This is a genomic window from Roseibacillus persicicus (genome assembly GCF_014651675.1).
Classification (GTDB): Bacteria; Verrucomicrobiota; Verrucomicrobiia; order Verrucomicrobiales; family Akkermansiaceae; genus Roseibacillus; species Roseibacillus persicicus.
This window is the reverse complement of record NZ_BMXI01000011.1, coordinates 196,615-214,608: the sequence shown is the minus strand read 5'-3', so window position 1 is coordinate 214,608 and position 17,994 is coordinate 196,615. Positions and strand designations below refer to the sequence as shown.

Below are 17,994 nucleotides of genomic sequence, written 5' to 3'. Positions count from 1 at the left end.
AAGTTCAAGTGCTTGAGCTTTGAATTCTGGAGAGAAGCGTCTGCGGGATTTCACATTCATATTCTATTCGTGGGTTAGCGAGTGGTCCAGAATTCTCGCGCACTTCATCGGACCTCGGCCTCGCCGACCCTTGGGAAACCGTCTATGCTTCGGAGAATCCGGACAATGGCGGAACCACTAATTTTGGCGTCGAGATTCTTGCCGGCGAGGGCACCATCCTTACCGACACAACCACCAGTTCCCCAAAGAACTTCTATCGTATCCAAGCCGACTTTATTCCTCTACCTGACTAGCCATCCCAAGCAGAAGACTCCCGCTCAAATAAAGACTCATCGCGACAAAATTTCAAAAAATTCATCCCGCCGCGCACTTTTAAAGTCCTTCCACGCCTCTTGTCGTAAAGAAGCACATAACCTCGATTTCGTAGCATTCCCGAGTTTCACGATTGCGCTCCCCCACGGAACTTCTCTTTCGCGGCCCGATTCCCTCCCTGCATTTACTCTCCCCGCCTCAATTCGTGGTTCTCGGTAACTCCGTCATCCTTCACTGGGCGCCTTAATTACACATGAACCGCCTCCCTGATTATCGCGCCGGAGGGAGCGAAATTCATCGATAGGACACGGGGCGATCCGAGATATCGACGTTGCTTGGATTAACGATACGAAGCAAGCTCGGTTGGTAAATCAAGCTCAGGCCTAAGAATAATTTTAGTTTTATTGACCTTCACATATCTTTTATAGTAAGGAAAACCATCCCCTATTTATGAAAGTTGAAACACCCCCCTTAGCCCTCGCTATTTCACTCATTCCCCTCGGCACTCTCCAACTCGATGCCGCTGCGTCCTTTATTAACTGGGACGGAGTTACCATTGCTGGCAACTCGAGAACGACCCCATCGGTATCGACAATCCAATGGAACTTGGGAGATGAATTTCCCAGTCACCCCTACTACCAGAATTTGGACGTGGTCGTAACCTATTCCGAGACAGACCGTGACAACGACATGATTGTTCATTCTGGTGAGATTGGAGGCGGTCTCCTGGTGGAGATTCGCGACCGAGGCATCTCCACGATCAACCTCCAGTTCTTTGAGACGGGAACGACCAATCCTTTCACATTCCTCCAAGGAGACCTCGTTCTCTACTTTGAAGATGTGGAAGCGCAAGGCAGTAGTAATCCTGAGAACGGAGAGGAATTGCGGCTATCGACCGGACTGAACTCCATCGACTACATTGGCACCAACATCATTCCCGGGGGAACCCCAGGAGGAGACCCCTCCCAGGCCACAGACTCGGTTCTTTCCTCAGACGGTCTCACTGTGTCAGGCAACGCCGGCCGCAGTAATACTTCGGAATCTGCATATAGCGGAAAGTTTTCAGGCGACCTCAGTGACCTTACCCTTGATATTACGACCACCTCTGGAACGAGTGCCTTCCGCTCCAGCTACACCTTGGGTGTAGTCGAATCCGAGGTTGTTATTCCCGAGCCCTCCACCGCAATTCTTGCGATGCTAGCTGCTCCTGTTCTCCTTCGTCGTCGTCGATAGAAAACTCTTCTGAACAGCCCCCTTCCCACCCCAATTGGGTTTCAAGTCCCCAGGCGTGCCTGCAATCCAGGAGTGCCTGGAGTCTGTTCTTGAAACTGAATTGGGGTTTCTTTTTTCCAACGTGAGCTCTGTGTCGAACCGACCAAAACGAATAGAATTGGCTGCCCCCTCTCATCTCATTGGGAGGCTCGTGTCGGACTGATTCGATTTGTGGACAGAATCCCTCCAAATTCAGCATTTTCAAACGGGTTTTCATCCCTCACATTCCCGCGCAAAAGACAAATGAGCCTCTACACCGACTACCTCGCCGAAATCGAAGAACGCAAAGCCGAAGACCTTCACCCCAAGCCCATCGATAGCGGTGAGCTCACGGCCGAGATCATTTCCCAAATCAAGGACCCCGCCAACGAGCACCGCGAGGAGTCTCTCAAGTTCCTCATCTACAACACCGTTCCCGGCACCACCCCAGCTGCCGGCGAAAAGGCGCGCTTCCTCGAGGAAATCATCCTCGGCAACGAATCCGTCCCCGAAATCACCCCCGAGTTCGCCTTCGAATTGCTCGGCCACATGAAGGGCGGAGCTTCCATCAACTCGCTGCTGAACCTCGTCATCAACGGCACGGATGTTGAAATCGCCAAGCAGGCGGCAGAGGTCCTCAAGACCCAGACCTTCCTCTACGACGCCGACATGGCTCGCCTCAAGGAAGCCTTCGAGGCCGGCTGCCCCATCTGCAAAGACATTCTCGAAAGCTACGCCGCCGCCGAGTTCTTCACCAAACTCCCCGAGCTCCCCGAGGAAATCAAAGTGGTCTCTTTCATCGCTGGCGAGGGCGACATCTCCACCGACCTCCTCTCCCCCGGCAACCAGGCCCACTCCCGCTCCGATCGCGAGCTCCATGGCAAGTGCCTCATCTCTCCCGAAGCTCAGAGCAAAATCCAAGCGCTGCAGAAACTTCATCCCGACAAGAGCGTGATGCTGGTGGCCGAAAAAGGCACCATGGGCGTGGGCTCCTCCCGCATGTCTGGCGTCAACAACGTCGCCCTCTGGACCGGCAAACAGGCCTCCAAATATGTCCCCTTCGTCAACTACGCTCCCATCGTAGCCGGCACCAACGGCATTTCCCCCATCTTCCTCACCACCGTGGATGTCACCGGCGGCATCGGCCTCGACCTCCAGAACTGGGTCCGCAAGAAAGACGCTGAGGGCAACACCGTCACCGACGAAGACGGCGAACCCATCCTCGAACAAGCTTACTCCGTCGAGACCGGCACCATCCTCACCATCAATACCAAGAGCAAAAAGCTCCTCATCGACGGCAAGGAAGTGCACGACATCACCAAGGCCTTCACTCCACAAAAGGTCGAGTTCATGAAAGCGGGTGGCTCCTACGCCATCGTCTTCGGGAAAAAGCTCCAGACCTTTGCTGCCAAAACCCTCGGTGTCGAAGCTCCCGTGGTTTTCTCTCCTGCCAAAGAAATCTCCCATGAAGGCCAAGGCCTCACTGCAGTGGAAAAAATCTTCAACCGCAACGCAGTGGGCACCACTCCCGGCAAGACTCTTCATGCCGGTTCCGACGTTCGCGTCGAAGTGAACGTGGTTGGCTCCCAGGACACGACAGGCTTGATGACCATGCAGGAACTCGAAGCCATGGCCGCCACCGTGATCTCCCCCATCGTCGATGCGGGCTATCAGTCCGGCTGCCACACTGCTTCCGTTTGGGATAAAAAAGCACAAGCTAACATCCCTAAACTGATGAAGTTCATGAACGACTTCGGCCTCATCACCGCGCGTGATCCCGAGGGCGACTACCACGCCATGACCGACGTCATCCACAAAGTCCTCAACGACCTCACCGTCGACGACTGGGACATCATCATCGGTGGGGACTCCCACACCCGCATGTCCAAGGGCGTCGCCTTCGGAGCCGACTCCGGCACCGTGGCCCTCGCCCTCGCTACCGGCGAAGCAGCCATGCCCATCCCCGAGTCCGTCAAAGTCACCTTCAAGGGCAAAATGGCCGACCACATGGACTTCCGCGATGTGGTCCACGCCACCCAGTCCCAGATGCTCGACAAGTTCGGCGGCGACAATGTTTTCCAAGGCCGCATCATCGAAGTCCACATCGGCACCCTGCAGGCGGACAAGGCCTTCACCTTCACCGACTGGACTGCGGAGATGAAAGCGAAAGCCTCTATCTGCATCTCCCAGCCCGAGACGCTCATCGAGTCCCTCGAGATCGCCAAGTCCCGCATCCAAGTGATGATCGACAAGGGCATGGATAACGAAAAGAATGTCCTGCAAGGCCTCATCGACAAAGCGAACAAGCGCATTGACCAAATTCGTTCAGGCGAAAAGCCCCCTCTCGCACCCGATGCCAACGCCAAGTATTTCGCAGAACTGGAAGTCAACCTCGACGAAATCGTGGAGCCCATGATTGCCGACCCCGAGGTCAATCACGAGGACGTCTCCAAGCGCTACACCCACGACTCCATCAACCCGCTCTCCTACTACGGAGGCAGTAAGAAAGTGGACCTCGGCTTCGTCGGCTCCTGCATGGTGCACAAGGGCGACCTCAAGATTCTTTCCAAGATGCTCAGGAACGTCGAAGAGACGCAAGGCGAAGTGAAATTCAACGCCCCTCTCGTCGTCGCAGCGCCGACCTACAACATCATCGACGAGCTGAAAGCTGAAGGTGACTGGGACATTTTGCAGAAATACTCTGGCTTCGAGTTCGACGACAACGCCCCCAAAGGCGCGGCCCGCACCGAATACGAAAACATGATGTATCTCGAGCGCCCCGGCTGCAACCTCTGCATGGGCAACCAAGAGAAGGCTGCCAAAGGCGACACCGTGATGGCCACCTCCACCCGCCTCTTCCAAGGCCGCGTGGTGGAAGACTCCGAGCGCAAGAAAGGCGAGTCCCTGCTCAGCTCCACCCCCGTGGTCGTCCTCAGCAGCATCCTCGGCCGCACCCCGAACCTGGAAGAATACAAAACCGCCGTCCAAGGCATCGACCTCACCAAGTTCGCCCCACCTGTCAAAGAAATGGTCGCTTAAGGAGCGTTGGTGAAATGCCCTTGGGTGCTTCCAGCCTAACGTTGTATCCAATCCGTAAGCCTAGAAGGCAACGCTCCCTAATAAGCCATGTTTCTCGATCCTCAAAAACCGATCGAGAAACATCGCTTTCGCCTCCCCCATTGGCACCAGGATGGAGTCTTCGTCTTCATCACTTGGCGTCTTGCCGACTCTCTTCCCAAAGAAGTCGTCGATAAAATCAGAAACGAGCGAGAAACGTGGCTCACCCGCCATCCCAAACCCTGGGATCTAAAAACCGCCGCCGAATACAACCGTTGCTTCACCCTTCCTCTCGAAGACAAACTCGATCAACACCACGGCTCCTGTTGCCTCCGGGAACATCATCGAATTGTCACTGGCGCCCTTCATCATTTTGATGCCCAACGCTATCAACTCGACTGCTTTGTCGTGATGCCTAATCACGTCCACGTCCTTCTTATCCTAAAAGAAGGTTGGCCGCTTGAGGACATACTTCACTCCCTCAAAAGCTTCGCCGCCAACGAAATCAACAAGGCTCTTAACACCAAAGGTAAGCTCTGGCAGAAAACCTATTGGGACCGTCTCATCCGTTCCGAAAGACACCTAAACTGGACCCGAAACTACATCGCCGAAAATCCCAAAAACCTTCCCCCCACCCACTACCACCACTGGCAAAAATAGGAAGCGTAAGGAGCGTTGGTAAAATGCCCTTGGGTGCTTCCAGCCTAACGTATATCCACCCCGTAAGCCTGGAAGGCAACGCTCCCCAAAAACTACTTTAAGGGCACAGCGTTGGCTGGGACATATTGCGAAGCGTTGCGCTTCTTTTTGACGGCCCAAGCTTCGTTGGAAACCTTGGTCCGTTCTTCCGCACGATGGGTGAGCGGCCAGTTGGGGTCTTCCTGGTGTGCGTTTTCGAAGATGGCTTTCGCTTTTGCGACCAAATCGGGGTGGTCCTTTGCGAGGTCGTTCTTTTCACCCGCGTCCTTGGCTAGGTCATAGATCTCAATCGGCTTCTTGAAACCATTTCTAACAGCCTTCCAATCTTGCCAGCGTGCCGCTTGAAAGGCACCCACCTCTCCCCTTTCTTCATGAAGCTCCCAATAGAAATAGTCGCGCTCTGGAGCGGGCCCTCCCTTGAGGTAAGAGGCCAGTGAAAGTCCGTCGGTCTGATAGCCTGCCGGTTCCTCGATCCCTGCTAGTTCCACGAAGGTTGGCATCAGGTCCCAGAAAGCCCAAGGCTCGTCACTCACCCGGCCCGCGGGCACAACACCCGGCCACCAGGCGAAGGCTGCTTGCCGCAGCGCGCCTTCATACATTCCGCGCTTGTAGCCGCGGAGACCATTGGCGTCTTGCTGAAAGAGTTTGCCAATCTCGGAATTGGGGTTGAACGAAGAGCCATTGTCACCCGCAAAGACGATGAGGGTATTCTTGTCCTGGCCCAACTCCTTGAGCACGTCCACCAGCTCACCGATGTCGCGGTCGATGCGAGTCACTTGCGCGGCATAAGATTTTTGGCGATCGCTCCAAGGCTTGTCCTGATAGATTCCGAAGTCATCAATCTCGTGGGGACCGTGAGGCAACGTGATGGCGTAGAAGAGAAAGAAAGGATTCTCCTTCTGCTCGCGAACCCACTCCAACATCTCCTTTTGAATGAGGGCTTGAGAATAGGTCTCCCCAACCCCTTGGCCGGTGTTTCCGGGAAGCTTGACCGGAACGTCATTGTCCCAAAGATAGGTGGGAAAGTAGGAGTGCGCATGGCGCTGGCAGTTGTAGCCATAGAAGCGATCCATCCCCTGCTTGAAAGGGCTGCCTTCGGTATCGAAGAATCCCATCCCCCATTTTCCAAAAGTCGCGGTAGCATAGCCGCCAGCCTTTGCCACTTCCGCAATGGTCAAGGTCTCCGCTGGCACCGGAAGTTGACCCTCGGGGGGCAGTTCGTAGTTCCCGCGAATGGCGCAATGACCGGAATGCTTTCCAGTGAAAAACGACGCCCGACTGGGAGCACAAACCGTGGTACCACAATACGCCTGCGTGTAGCGGGTTCCCTCTTTGCACAACGCATCGAGCCGTGGGGTTTGAATCAACTCCTGACCGTAAATTCCCAAGTCTCCTTGCGCGACATCGTCACTCAGGATGAACACAAAGTTCGGTTTCTCGGCTCCAACAAGCGACGAAGAAAGCGACAGAACGAGGACACTGGGTGCAGCCAGCAGACTGGCAAAGGCGGAAAAGAGACGCATCCCTGAAACTAGAACCACTCGAATCCAATCACAACCCCGAAGTCAAACTCGCGTGCGCCTGCCGAATCCCCTTGCACATTCAGACCACAAGCCACACCAACTCATCTTCTATGTCAGACCAAAAAACGAACTCCCCTGCCTCCTCTTTCGGATTTCCCAAATCGACCCCAAAGCGACTGCAAGAAGAAATCGAGAAACTGATTCCCAAGGAAAAACACGAAGAGGCCATCGTCATCCTGCGCGACAATGAGAAACAGAGTCTTCGCGACGTGCTCTCCGCGCCGCCCTATCAACTCGGTCCCAACATGATCGCGATGTTGATGAAGAACTACTATTCACACGGATGCGACCCGGCGACGATTTTGGACAAAGCCAGCCAACTCGCCAAACTCATTCAACGGGAGCAATAGTCTCGTCGTGGGCAAGGCTCCCGAAGAACAAGAGCTCGCAGTTGGAAGCGCGCGCAAATCGAATGAAGGAGGCCGAGCCATGGGTCTCCCGAACGATACGTATCAGCAGGAGACTGGCCCCACATTTTCCTCCTTGAAAAATCCGCTACCAGTTCGACGGTTCTTGCTTATGAAAATTTCCAAGCATCGGATCATTGAAAAGACAATCTCTTGGCTGCGCTTTGGCTTCTTGAGTCTCACCATTGCAGGCTTCTCCAGTGGAGGAATGGCGGCAGAGGAAGCCGGAGAAGACGAGCAGCTCACTGCTCTGATTACCGGAGCGAATCGCGGCTTGGGCCTGGCCTTTGCAGAGAAGTTTATGGAGGCAGGCTACCACGTGATTGGAACCGCTCGGAAGCCGGAAGAAGCCACTGAGCTGAAAGAAGCCGGAGCTGAGATCATGGCTCTCGATGTTACCGACGACAAACAAATCGAGGCCTTGGCCAAGAAACTCGCGGGGCGAAAGATTGACCTCCTGATCAACAACGCCGGCATTTTCCCGAAGTCGAATGACCGCGAGACGATGATGAAGACCTATTCCGTGAATACCCTGGGACCCTACTTTCTCTCCGAGGCCTTGATTGAAAACCTCAAGCTCTCCCCCGCTCCCAAAATCGTCAATGTCTCCTCACAATTGGGTCAACTGACCAACGGACAGGGATGGGCCGGAGGCTACGCCTTTAGCAAGGCCGCTCTCAATATGGTCACGCGGAACCTGCATTCCAGCCATCGCAATGAGGGAATGATGGTCATTTCCATCCACCCGGGACACAACAAGACCGATATGGGTGGAGACGGCGCTCCCCTGGATCCCGCGCACACCGCTGCGAAGCTTGCCGAGTTGGTCGAAAATCTCACGCCCGACCACTCGGGGAAATTCTTTCTGTATAGCGGCCAAGAACTGGACTGGTGAGTCCCCCATCAACTGAATTGCCAGCCCCTTCCCGAGCGGGCTGGCCGGTTATCGCCACCTTGCCCTTGGCAACCCCAATACCTCCATCCGGAGCAGCTCCACCGGTAGACCGAATCAAGCACTTGGAGTCTCATCCGAGTTCCAATCGGCTTCGAAAGTCGCAAGCTCGACCCCATCTGCGTAAGAAAGATCAGAATCTCTTGGCAAGACCCCCGTGCCTGTTCTAGACCGACCGCGATGCAGTTTTTGGAATCAATTGAATGGCCGGACGAGATTGAACTTCTTATCGATCGTCTCGAGAACGAATCCGCCCAGCGAGCGCTCACCCGCGAAGAACGGGCTCTTGTCGATGTCTATGAGACCGTCCCGATTCTTGAAAGTGAAGATTGCCTGCATGAGTTCTGGCAAAGTGACGTCGATCACCAGCGGGTCATCAAGTCCTTCGACCTCGTAGGAGCTACTGCCATCGTCGACCCACTGAATGCAAGCCGCTGGTGCGGAACCCGTAGTCAGGAACGCGGAGACTACAGCGAGACCGAAGCCGACTATCTCGCGACCATTGAGGAAGAGCTTCCCCCCGGCCTGGAAGAGCTCGTCGATGTGGTCATGGAATTCGTTGAAGACGAGCTGCAGTAGCTCTCGAGCGAAGCCTTCAACCTTGGCCCCCGCGGGCTTGCGAGATGCGAACTCTTCTTTGTCAAAATCTGAAAAGTTCACAGAACCTGGCATCTGCCCAACAAGCAGCAAGAGTATAGAACGGGAGTTTTTTCGTCTTTGAGCACAAGCTAAATTGTGCTGAAGCTTGCCTACTAACAATTTCTCGGAAAGCAGGCCAAACCGTCTTGCTCATAGAGGCAGGGAAACTCAGAAGTTTTTGCGTCCTTTCGTGTCGATCTCAGGACGTTTCCACGCCATCTCGCGCGAAGCCTTTGCTCAGTCACTGTGGCCTAGCGATCACGCTCAACCTATTGAAATCGAGCGAGAAGAAACAAATGCGCAACCCTGTAAAGAAACTCTCTGAGAGCGGGTTGTTGCTATTGGTCCACGTGACTCTTCTAAATTAACTATGAAAAAAAACTCAAACCCATTGCTAGCCTCGGCCACCGGCTTGGCGCTAGCGCTCAGTAGCCAATTGCCTGCCGCGACGATATCGTGGCAGCCTTCAGTCGATATGTATCAAGGCAGCACTACGGAAACTTTCGTCAACACGGAGGGAACAAGCATTGTTGCCTACAATAACACCACCGATATCACGAGCGGCGACACCGCTGTCACGGTGAACGGAGTTTCCTTCACCCCTCAAAATACCGGGATCCCTCTTGTTGGAGTTGGCGGAGCCACTATTACGATTAATGGAGGCACGGATAACGAGAATGCCTTTGGCGACGGGGATTTCAGCAACAACGGAAGCATCTATCACCTCATTCGAGGAGGAACTTTTGAGATTTCCTCAGTCACCTTGAGCGGCTTGACTATCGGCCAAACCTACTTGGTTCAGGCCTTCAACCACGATGGCCGCAACTCCCGTCACAACGACTTTATCACTGGATACGACGGAACTTCCTCAGCTCCTGCCGGGACCTCTCAACTCTCCAACTATGAGACCGACGGGGAGCCTGATATCGGAGGAGCTAGAGTGGGAGACTCAATTATCGGGACCTTCCTCGCCGATTCAGCAACGCAAGTGATTACCATCTACGGTTCCGGCAACAACGGAGCCTCCTGGGCCTCGGGCAATTCGCAATCGCAAATCAACGCCATCCAGCTCCGCGCAATTGAACCCATCCCTGAACCATCATCAGCTCTCTTGGTTGGCCTCGCGGGAACTGTCCTTCTTCTTCGCCGGAGAAAGTAATTTTCGCAGAAAGCTGGTATTCCAGCTCAACATTTTCGCCATAGCTCAAAGGTCCCAGAATACTTTATTTTGGGGCCTTTTTGTGTCCGGACAGACGCTCTTTCCGATGAGAAAGTTTACGGGCTTAGTCTCGCCTCAACGTGTTCTCACAAGGAGTTGGCATAGCTGTTTTTGAGAGGGCATTTTAGTCTACTCGAATCAGAACGAGGTGCGACAAACTTGCGAAAGGTCGCTGGCTAGAGGGTTCGCACGCCTTCCATGATTTCCGGAAGACATCCCCCCGATCATGGTTTAGTCTCACGCCATGGACACGCTTAAGACCTTCACCACCGGAAATGGCACTGAAGCCAAGTTCTATTCTCTGCCAGCTCTTGCCGAGCAAGGCTTCCCAAATCTCTCCAAACTTCCCGTCTCGATACGCATCGTTCTCGAATCCGTTTTGCGCAATGTCGACGGACGCAAAGTCACCGAAGAAGACGTTCGAAACTTGGCGAACTACGATCCGAAGACCCCGGGCGACTACGAAATCCCATTTACGGTTGCCCGCATTGTCTTGCAGGATTTCACAGGAGTTCCCCTTCTGGTCGATGTTGCTGCCATGCGGGATGCGGCAGTTGCCAAGGGAGCAGATCCTTCATCGGTCGAACCTCTTGTCCCTGTTGACCTCGTAGTAGACCACTCTGTTCAAGTTGACTTTGCCGGCTCCCAGCTCGCCCTTGATCGGAACATGCAGATCGAGTTCATCCGGAACCGGGAGCGCTATGAATTTCTCAAATGGGGGCAACAGGCCTTTGACACATTCTCAGTAGTGCCTCCTGGGGTTGGAATCGTTCATCAGGTCAACTTGGAGTACTTGGCCAAAGGGGTCTTGAGCAAAGAAGGAGTCTATTACCCTGACACCCTCGTCGGAACCGACTCCCACACCACCATGATTAACGGACTTGGCGTAGTGGGCTGGGGGGTCGGCGGGATCGAGGCGGAGGCCGGAATGCTCGGCCAACCTGTGACCTTTCTCGTCCCCGAGGTCGTTGGAGTCTACCTGCATGGTAAATTGACAGAAGGCGTGACTGCCACCGACTTGACTCTTCGTATTACCGAGATCCTCCGCAACCATGGGGTCGTCGGAAAGTTTGTGGAATTCCATGGCCCCGGAGCCGAAGCCCTTTCCCTGCCCGACCGCGCGACAATCGCCAACATGGCTCCCGAGTATGGAGCAACCATGGGTTTCTTCCCCATCGACGGAGAAACGATCAACTACCTTCGAGGAACCGGTCGTTCGCAAGAGCTCTGTCAAACGGTGGAAAATTACTACAAGGCCCAAGACCTCTTCGGAATTCCTCAGAAAGGAGAATGTGAATACACCGACTTGTTAGAGTTGGATCTATCCACAGTGGTCCCTGCTGTCTCAGGACCCAAACGCCCACAGGATCGTATCGATGTCCCCCAGCTTCGGGACCGTTTCAACGAGCTCTTTACCTCCAGTACAAACGAGGGCGGATTCGGGCTCGAGCTTTCAGAGCGGGACAAGGCCGTTGAGGTCAATATGCCCGAGCCCGCTGGCTACGCCGTTGGCTCTCTCCTTACGAAGCCCGAACCGGGTGGAGAGCGGGAGAAGAACGAGATGTCGACCAATGTCCCCGGACCTTCAGTGGTGATGACTGAAGATGCCTTCGACCCTATCCAGACCACCTTGCGCCACGGCTCCGTCGTTATCGCGGCCATTACCTCATGCACCAACACCTCCAATCCCAGCGTGATGCTTGCGGCTGGGTTGGTGGCCAAGAAGGCAAACGAGCTCGGCCTCACCGTGGCTCCCTTTGTCAAAACCTCTCTCGGACCAGGCTCAAGGGTCGTCACCGACTACTTGGATGCAACCAACCTCACAAAAGAGCTCGACCAACTTGGCTTCCAAACGGTCGGGTATGGCTGCACCACTTGTATCGGAAACTCCGGTCCTCTTCATCCTGCTATCGAAGGAGCCATCAAGGACGGCAATCTGGTTGTTGCCTCAGTACTTTCCGGCAACCGCAACTTCGAGGCGCGCATCCACGGAAGTATCAAATCGAACTTCCTCATGAGCCCTCCCCTCGTGGTCGCCTATGCCCTCGCCGGCAGAGTCGATCTGGACCTCACGACCGAGCCGCTGGGAAATGACAAGAACGGCAATCCGGTCTTCCTCAAAGACATTTGGCCCAGCCAAGAGGAGATCAGCCAACAACTCGCCTCGGCGCTCAAACCTGAAGTCTATCAGAACCTCTATGGGGACGTCGACAACGCCAATCCGAAATGGGGAGAAATCCAAGGCTCCACGGGAGCGACCTATGCTTGGGACAATAGTTCCACCTACGTCCAGCTCCCCCCCTTCTTCGAGGGTGGTTCCGACGCAGGCAAGGATATCATAGGCGCTCGCCCCCTGGGTATCTTCGGCGACTCGGTCACCACCGATCATATTTCTCCCGCAGGAGCAATCAAAGAGACGTCTCCAGCTGGCCAGTATCTCCTTTCCCAAGGTGTCGAGAAAGCATCTTTCAACTCCTTCGGAGCCCGACGCGGAAATGATCGCGTGATGACCCGCGGAACCTTCGGCAATGTTCGCATTAAAAATCTGATGTGCCCCGGCATCGAAGGTGGCTACACCCAATATTTTGGAGCAAAGGAAGTCGCAAAGCCAGACACCGAAATCACCGCACTCGGCAACGCCGTTCCGACCTTTATCTACGATGCTTGCATGGCCTATCAGGAAGAAGGAATTCCTCTGGTAGTCATTGGAGGAGAAGATTACGGCATGGGCTCTTCGCGCGACTGGGCCGCCAAAGGAACCCGTCTCCTCGGGGTCAAGGCGGTGGTCACTAAAAGCTTCGAACGAATCCATCGTTCCAACTTGATCGGCATGGGTGTCCTCCCTCTCAATTTTGTCGAGACCTCGGACTACGACAAGATCGCCAGTCTTCATGAGGCCACCTTTGACATCGTTGGAATCTCGGGCGAACTCAGTCCCATGCAAAGCGCGACCCTCATCGCGCATGGGGCCGACGGCACGAAGGTGGAGGTCCCTCTGAAGGTCCGCCTCGATACCCCCGCGGAGGTCGACTATTACACCAGCGGCGGAATCCTGCCTTACGTTTTGGACCAGATTCTCAGCGCGAGCAATTAGGTCATCAGCTACAACTCTCTCTTCCGGCCCGCTTCCTTCGGGCAAGTCCAAGCAATGCCGGAAGGGTGAGAAGGGCGAGACTGTCAGGCTCCGGCACCTGCTCTTGAAAGCGAATCGTGTCGGTGTTCGAGGCGACGAAAGCGTAATCAGTCCGAGGCTTGTTTCCCTGCCCTGGAACGCGAATGCGGAGATTGGAGATGGCTGCCAAGATGGCTGTATCCGTCGCAGCAAGTTGTTCCCCAGTGCTCACGACAACGAAGTCGGAGAGCTCGATGGCTAGACCATAAATAAACCGCCCGTCGAAAGTCGCGTTCGAGACCACCCCCGAGTCATTATCCACTCGGGCAAGGTCCTGCTCCCCAACCTTGTTCCAATCACTACTATTCACTCCCAGCGTGGCTAAAACCGTGCCAGCGCTATCGATCAAATCAAAAACATCGCCACTCTGATTCTGCGCAATGTCTACCGACAGAAAATCCGGAATTCCATCACCGACTCCTGCAGGATCGAGAAAAATCCTGGTAAAGGTCCAAGCCTCAGCCGGATCGGCGGTCGTCAGATTGGCGCCTGTACTCATCGAAAGACCATTGTTGCCAGCCGTGAGATAACTCTCCCGATCGGGATAGAGCGGTGAAGCCACCCCTTGATATTGGAGAGACTTCTCATTGGTCATGCCCGAAGGTTCAAGAGAATAGAACGATTTCGTGGAATAGGTCGTGCCATCCGCGGTAAATTTCACCAGGAATTGAGGGTGGTGGGAGCCCCGTAGGCAGCCGAAGCGTCATCAAAGGTCAACTCGGTCCCCTCTAAACTCGTGATCGTGAAAGTAACTGCTCCCTCAAGATGAACACCAAGGGCGAGAAAAACAGGAAAGGTGAGTGCTTGGAAGTGTCGTAAATTCACGTGAGACAGGCGGTCGGAATACAAACGGAAGTCGGACGCTCTTTTTCTGAATCGATGAAAGAGACATGAAAAAGAGCACTCAAATGAATACCAGAATCCAGATACATCAACTCAACATTAATGTCAACTTTTCCTAATTATCGATTCTCCTATCGCACTGATTATGAAAACCTGACACACAGCCACCCTCTCGGATGGGGCTACGCACTCTCAATTTCTCCTCGAAACGACTACTCTGCCGGTCGCCCCTTGCTCTCCGGAAACAGAAGTTGAAGCATCCCCGGAACACATCGTCTGGCCGCGAGAGCTCTCATTGCCTGAGAGATGGCGATGCGATCATCTTCTCTCGCAATAATGGCCCTCTTCTTTAGAAACTTACCAGTGAGACCTGCCGCCTGCCATTCCACCCATGCAGCCAAGAAACTCACCAAAGTCCCTCCACCGATCGCCAACGATACCGCAGGCAGCGCCCAGCGCACAAAGCTTCCGACTACGGCTGCAAAGATCACCACCAGAATCGAGAAAGCGGGAAAGGCCCATGAGAACTTGAGAGCCCATTCGCGCCACTTGAGCAACTCGGGCTGACTGCGTCCCAAGAGAGCCAAACCGAACAGCAGGCCGGCTTCCGCGAGAGGCTGAATCCCCTTTTCTCCTGCCAACTCGCGAGCCAAGACCATTTCGCTATCAGTCAGGCGCGTGCGTTTGGAAGTCTTCACCTCCATCGCCAGCTTCGCACTTTCTTTGAGGCTTTCCAAAAACTCTTCGGCACTGAGCTGGGTCGGATGTGCCGGCAGCTTTTTAAACACCCGCTCGCCGAACCACTTTCGCATCGCAATGCCGATGATTATCGGCACGAGTCCTAGCAGAAAGAGAGTTTTGACCACGGCTCAGAATGATACGGGCAACCTCGCTGGACCAATCAAAAGAATGAAAAGAAAGTCACCCCTAACTCGCCCCTCATTGACGGAATCGAAAGGGTTTCCTCCAAGGCACAGTTTTCGAAGACCTTAGAGCACAAGTCACTTCCCAGATCAAAAAAGACCGGCGGGATTGCTCCAGCCGGTCTCTTGAAAAATTGAGATTTCTCGCGATTAACGAGAGTAAAGTTCCACCACTCGCTGCACGTCGACGATTGAATCGATGTCTGCAGTCTCGGGAAGACGGGCAACAGTGCCTTCAAGCTTGTCACGCTCGATAGTCAACCAGTCCTTCAAAGGAATGGACTGGGTAAGGTCGAGGCTACGCATGCCGAGCTGCTGGGAAGATGGCTTTTCAGCAACCTTCACCACGTCGCCGGGGCGGACCTGGTAACTAGGAACGTCGACACGATGACCATTCACGAAGATGTGACCATGGTTCACCATTTGACGGGCGGCTTGACGGCTGTTGCCGAATCCAAGACGGAAGACAACGTTATCAAGGCGGGACTCAAGCTGCTGGAGAATCAAATCACCGGTAACCCCACGCTGAGCTGCCGCTTTTTCGTAGTAAGCACGGAACTGCTTCTCGAGAAGTCCATACATGAACTTCAACTTCTGCTTCTCACCAAGTGCGACCGAGTAGTCGGACTTTTTACGACGTCCGGCACGGGCACCGTGCTGACCAGGAGGGTAGTTGCGACGCTCAAGCGCCTTGGAAGGGCCAAACAGAGCCACACCAAAGCGGCGGCTGATTCTTTCTTTAGGTCCAGTATAACGAGCCATTTTCTATAAATTCTATTGGGATTAAACGCGACGGGCCTTCTTGGGACGACATCCGTTGTGTGGGATTGGCGTCACGTCTTCAATGACCGAGACGTCGATACCGAGAGTTTGGATAGCACGAACAGCGGACTCGCGACCGGCGCCAGGACCTTTCACACGCACCTCAGCGGACTTCAGACCGTGAGACATCGCCTGACGGCAAGCATCTTGGGAAACAACCTGAGCGGCATAGGCGGTGCTCTTACGAGAACCCTTGAAGCCCATCTTGCCAGCACTGGACCAACCGATTGTGTTCCCAACCGGGTCAGTCACTGTGACAACTGTGTTGTTGAAAGTGGCTTTGATATGAACAATCCCCTTGGCGACATTCTTGTTTTTCTTGGCCTTGTGGACCTTGAGAGCGTCGGCAGGGTCTTCACCCATGATTTCAGCAAAGATGTCCTTCTTAGGAGCAGGCTTGGCGCCCTCACCCTCTGCCTCAGCAGCAGGGGCATCTTCGCCGGCAGCCTCCGGGGCAGCAGCATCTTCCTTGGGAGCTTCCTTTTCAGCAGCAGCGGCCTCAGGAGCCTTCTCTTCGGTAGCCACTGGAGCGTCTACCTTTTCTTCTTCGGCGGGCTTATTTTCTTCGTCAGACATCTAGCTAATTTCTAAAGATTTTACTTCTTGGCGCCTACAGTCCTCTTCTTACCCTTGCGAGTGCGAGCGTTCGTCTTGGTGCGCTGTCCGCGAACGGGCAGACCACGACGGTGACGGAGACCACGATTGCAGTTAATCGAAGAGAGGCGCTTCAAGGCAGCCTGCTTTTCTCGACGAAGGTCACCCTCAATGATGATTTGATCGGTCTGAATCACTTGCGCAATGCGCACAAGCTGATCTTCCGACAACTCACCAGTGCGCAAGTCGGGGCTAACCCCAGCTTGCTCGAGAATCTTCGAAGCTGTGTTCGGCCCAATGCCGTAAATATACGGAAGAGAAGCTTCGATCCGCTTCTCATTAGGAATTTCAATGCCAAAAATGCGTGCCATATCGTGTGGACTAAAAAGCTCTCACGCGGCGGATGCCGAGTGAGGGGCGCAGGTGAATACCAAAGCTCCCGACTGTGGCAAGCGGGAAATGACTCTTTTTTGCGTAATCGGGCAGAAAAAGGCTACTTTTCGCTTCATCTCGTCCAGAAACTCCTTTTTCGGGAAAAAACAAAGCCGAATTCCAGCAAAACCCTCGACAGATTCTCCCCTCCAATTCCATGCTGGGGAGACTATGAAACTTGGTTTAGTTGGATGCGGACGAATGGGACGGGCTCTGGTCATTGGAGCGATAGAAGCAGGGAATCTCAGCGCGAATGATGTCGTGGCCTATGATATCGAGACTTCGGCGGTTGAGAAGCTCGCAAACGAGCACGGGGTCTCCGGTGCGGCTTCCCTGCGGGAACTCGTTACTACCTGCGACACTATTCTCCTTTGCACAAAACCGGGAGATGTTGGAGAAGTTCTGCGTGAGATCGCCACCTTCGGAACCGATCCCAATCGGATTCTTCTCATCTCGGTGGCAGCCGGAGTCACCATTTCTTCCATTGAGAACTTCATCTTCAATCATGCGCGGGTCATTCGAGCCATGCCAAATACCCCCGCCCTCGTCGGAAAGGGTGCGGCGGCCTTCACCCCGGGTAGCAACGCCACCCAAGAGGACGTGCAATTCGTCAGCAGCCTTTTCGCCTCGGTTGGAAAAGTCGTGGAAGTACCGGAAAAGCTCATGGACGCGGTAACCGGGCTTTCTGGGTCGGGACCCGGCTTCGTCTATATTATGATCGAAGCCTTGGCAGACGGTGGAGTTGCCAGTGGCCTCACCAGGGAAAAGGCCCTGGAACTGGCCACCCAAACCGTTCTGGGCGCAGCCACCATGGTCGCGGAGACCGGACTCCATCCCGCACTGCTCAAGGACATGGTCTGCTCCCCCGGCGGAACCACGATCGCCGGAATTGCCGCTTTGGAAGAACATGGCTTCCGCCACGCCGCGATTCAGGCGGTTGAAGCGGCCACCAAGCGTTCCATTGCACTGGGACAGTCGAAGGACTGAATCACCGAAAATTTGAGCGGCGGCGATTTAGGACATTTTTTTTCAACGAAATCATTGCGCTCAGTGAAAGCTAAGATAGATTATCCGAGTAATCGGCCTGTC

General features: G+C 54.5%; 16 protein-coding genes. 9 read left to right on the top strand and 7 right to left on the bottom strand.

Features of this window, described 5'->3' with window-relative positions; translation table 11 throughout:
• Positions 1-762 precede the first annotated feature (762 nt).
• The 3 genes from IE099_RS13905 (at position 763) to IE099_RS13895 (ending at position 5,280) form a co-directional block, all read left to right on the top strand.
• Positions 763-1,545 (top strand): hypothetical protein, encoded by a 783-nt coding sequence (locus IE099_RS13905; protein ID WP_189570879.1) that lies wholly within the window; start codon positions 763-765, stop codon positions 1,543-1,545.
• A gap of 282 nt (positions 1,546-1,827) precedes the next feature.
• On the top strand, positions 1,828-4,602 hold the full coding sequence (locus IE099_RS13900) for a bifunctional aconitate hydratase 2/2-methylisocitrate dehydratase (RefSeq protein WP_189570877.1): 2,775 nt from the start codon (positions 1,828-1,830) through the stop codon (positions 4,600-4,602).
• Between the two features lie 87 nt (positions 4,603-4,689).
• On the top strand, positions 4,690-5,280 hold the full coding sequence (locus IE099_RS13895) for a transposase (protein ID WP_189570875.1): 591 nt from the start codon (positions 4,690-4,692) through the stop codon (positions 5,278-5,280).
• Positions 5,281-5,372: 92 nt separating this feature from the next.
• Here IE099_RS13895 and IE099_RS13890 read toward each other — a convergent pair whose 3' ends face one another.
• Positions 5,373-6,842, bottom strand: coding sequence for an arylsulfatase (locus tag IE099_RS13890; RefSeq protein WP_189570872.1), 1,470 nt, complete (start codon positions 6,840-6,842; stop codon positions 5,373-5,375).
• 110 nt (positions 6,843-6,952) lie between these two features.
• On the opposite strand from IE099_RS13890, the gene IE099_RS13885 reads away from it, so the two are divergent.
• From IE099_RS13885 to acnA, 5 genes are all read left to right on the top strand, one after another.
• Entirely contained in the window at positions 6,953-7,252 is a 300-nt protein-coding gene (locus tag IE099_RS13885; protein ID WP_189570870.1) for a hypothetical protein, read from the top strand.
• Between the two features lie 169 nt (positions 7,253-7,421).
• The gene (locus IE099_RS13880) at positions 7,422-8,204 is read left to right on the top strand and encodes an SDR family oxidoreductase (protein WP_189570868.1); all 783 of its coding nucleotides are present in this window, start codon (positions 7,422-7,424) and stop codon (positions 8,202-8,204) included.
• 237 nt (positions 8,205-8,441) lie between these two features.
• Positions 8,442-8,840, top strand: a complete 399-nt coding sequence (locus tag IE099_RS13875) for a hypothetical protein (protein WP_189570866.1) — start codon at positions 8,442-8,444, stop codon at positions 8,838-8,840.
• Between the two features lie 430 nt (positions 8,841-9,270).
• Entirely contained in the window at positions 9,271-10,059 is a 789-nt protein-coding gene (locus tag IE099_RS13870; protein WP_189570864.1) for a PEP-CTERM sorting domain-containing protein, read from the top strand.
• Positions 10,060-10,363: 304 nt separating this feature from the next.
• Complete coding sequence (gene acnA, locus IE099_RS13865) at positions 10,364-13,213, top strand: aconitate hydratase (protein WP_189570863.1); 2,850 nt, start codon at positions 10,364-10,366, stop codon at positions 13,211-13,213.
• A gap of 4 nt (positions 13,214-13,217) precedes the next feature.
• Here acnA and IE099_RS13860 read toward each other — a convergent pair whose 3' ends face one another.
• The 6 genes from IE099_RS13860 to rpsM all read right to left on the bottom strand — a co-directional run bounded on the left by IE099_RS13860 (position 13,218) and on the right by rpsM (position 16,844).
• On the bottom strand, positions 13,218-13,952 hold the full coding sequence (locus tag IE099_RS13860) for a PEP-CTERM sorting domain-containing protein (RefSeq protein WP_189570861.1): 735 nt from the start codon (positions 13,950-13,952) through the stop codon (positions 13,218-13,220).
• Positions 13,949-14,116, bottom strand: coding sequence for a hypothetical protein (locus tag IE099_RS13855; RefSeq protein WP_189570859.1), 168 nt, complete (start codon positions 14,114-14,116; stop codon positions 13,949-13,951). The genes IE099_RS13860 and IE099_RS13855 overlap by 4 nt, the downstream gene beginning before the upstream one ends.
• A 230-nt stretch (positions 14,117-14,346) precedes the next feature.
• Positions 14,347-14,970, bottom strand: coding sequence for a hypothetical protein (locus IE099_RS13850; RefSeq protein ID WP_189570857.1), 624 nt, complete (start codon positions 14,968-14,970; stop codon positions 14,347-14,349).
• Between the two features lie 237 nt (positions 14,971-15,207).
• Positions 15,208-15,819, bottom strand: a complete 612-nt coding sequence (rpsD, locus tag IE099_RS13845; protein ID WP_189570855.1) for a 30S ribosomal protein S4 — start codon at positions 15,817-15,819, stop codon at positions 15,208-15,210.
• A 21-nt stretch (positions 15,820-15,840) separates the two neighbouring features.
• Positions 15,841-16,455 (bottom strand): 30S ribosomal protein S11, encoded by a 615-nt coding sequence (gene rpsK, locus IE099_RS13840; protein ID WP_189570853.1) that lies wholly within the window; start codon positions 16,453-16,455, stop codon positions 15,841-15,843.
• 20 nt (positions 16,456-16,475) lie between these two features.
• Positions 16,476-16,844, bottom strand: coding sequence for a 30S ribosomal protein S13 (gene rpsM / locus IE099_RS13835; protein WP_189570851.1), 369 nt, complete (start codon positions 16,842-16,844; stop codon positions 16,476-16,478).
• Positions 16,845-17,076: 232 nt separating this feature from the next.
• Between rpsM and proC the strand changes: the two genes are divergently transcribed.
• Positions 17,077-17,892 (top strand): pyrroline-5-carboxylate reductase, encoded by an 816-nt coding sequence (gene proC, locus IE099_RS13830; RefSeq protein ID WP_189570849.1) that lies wholly within the window; start codon positions 17,077-17,079, stop codon positions 17,890-17,892.
• Positions 17,893-17,994: the final 102 nt, after the last annotated feature.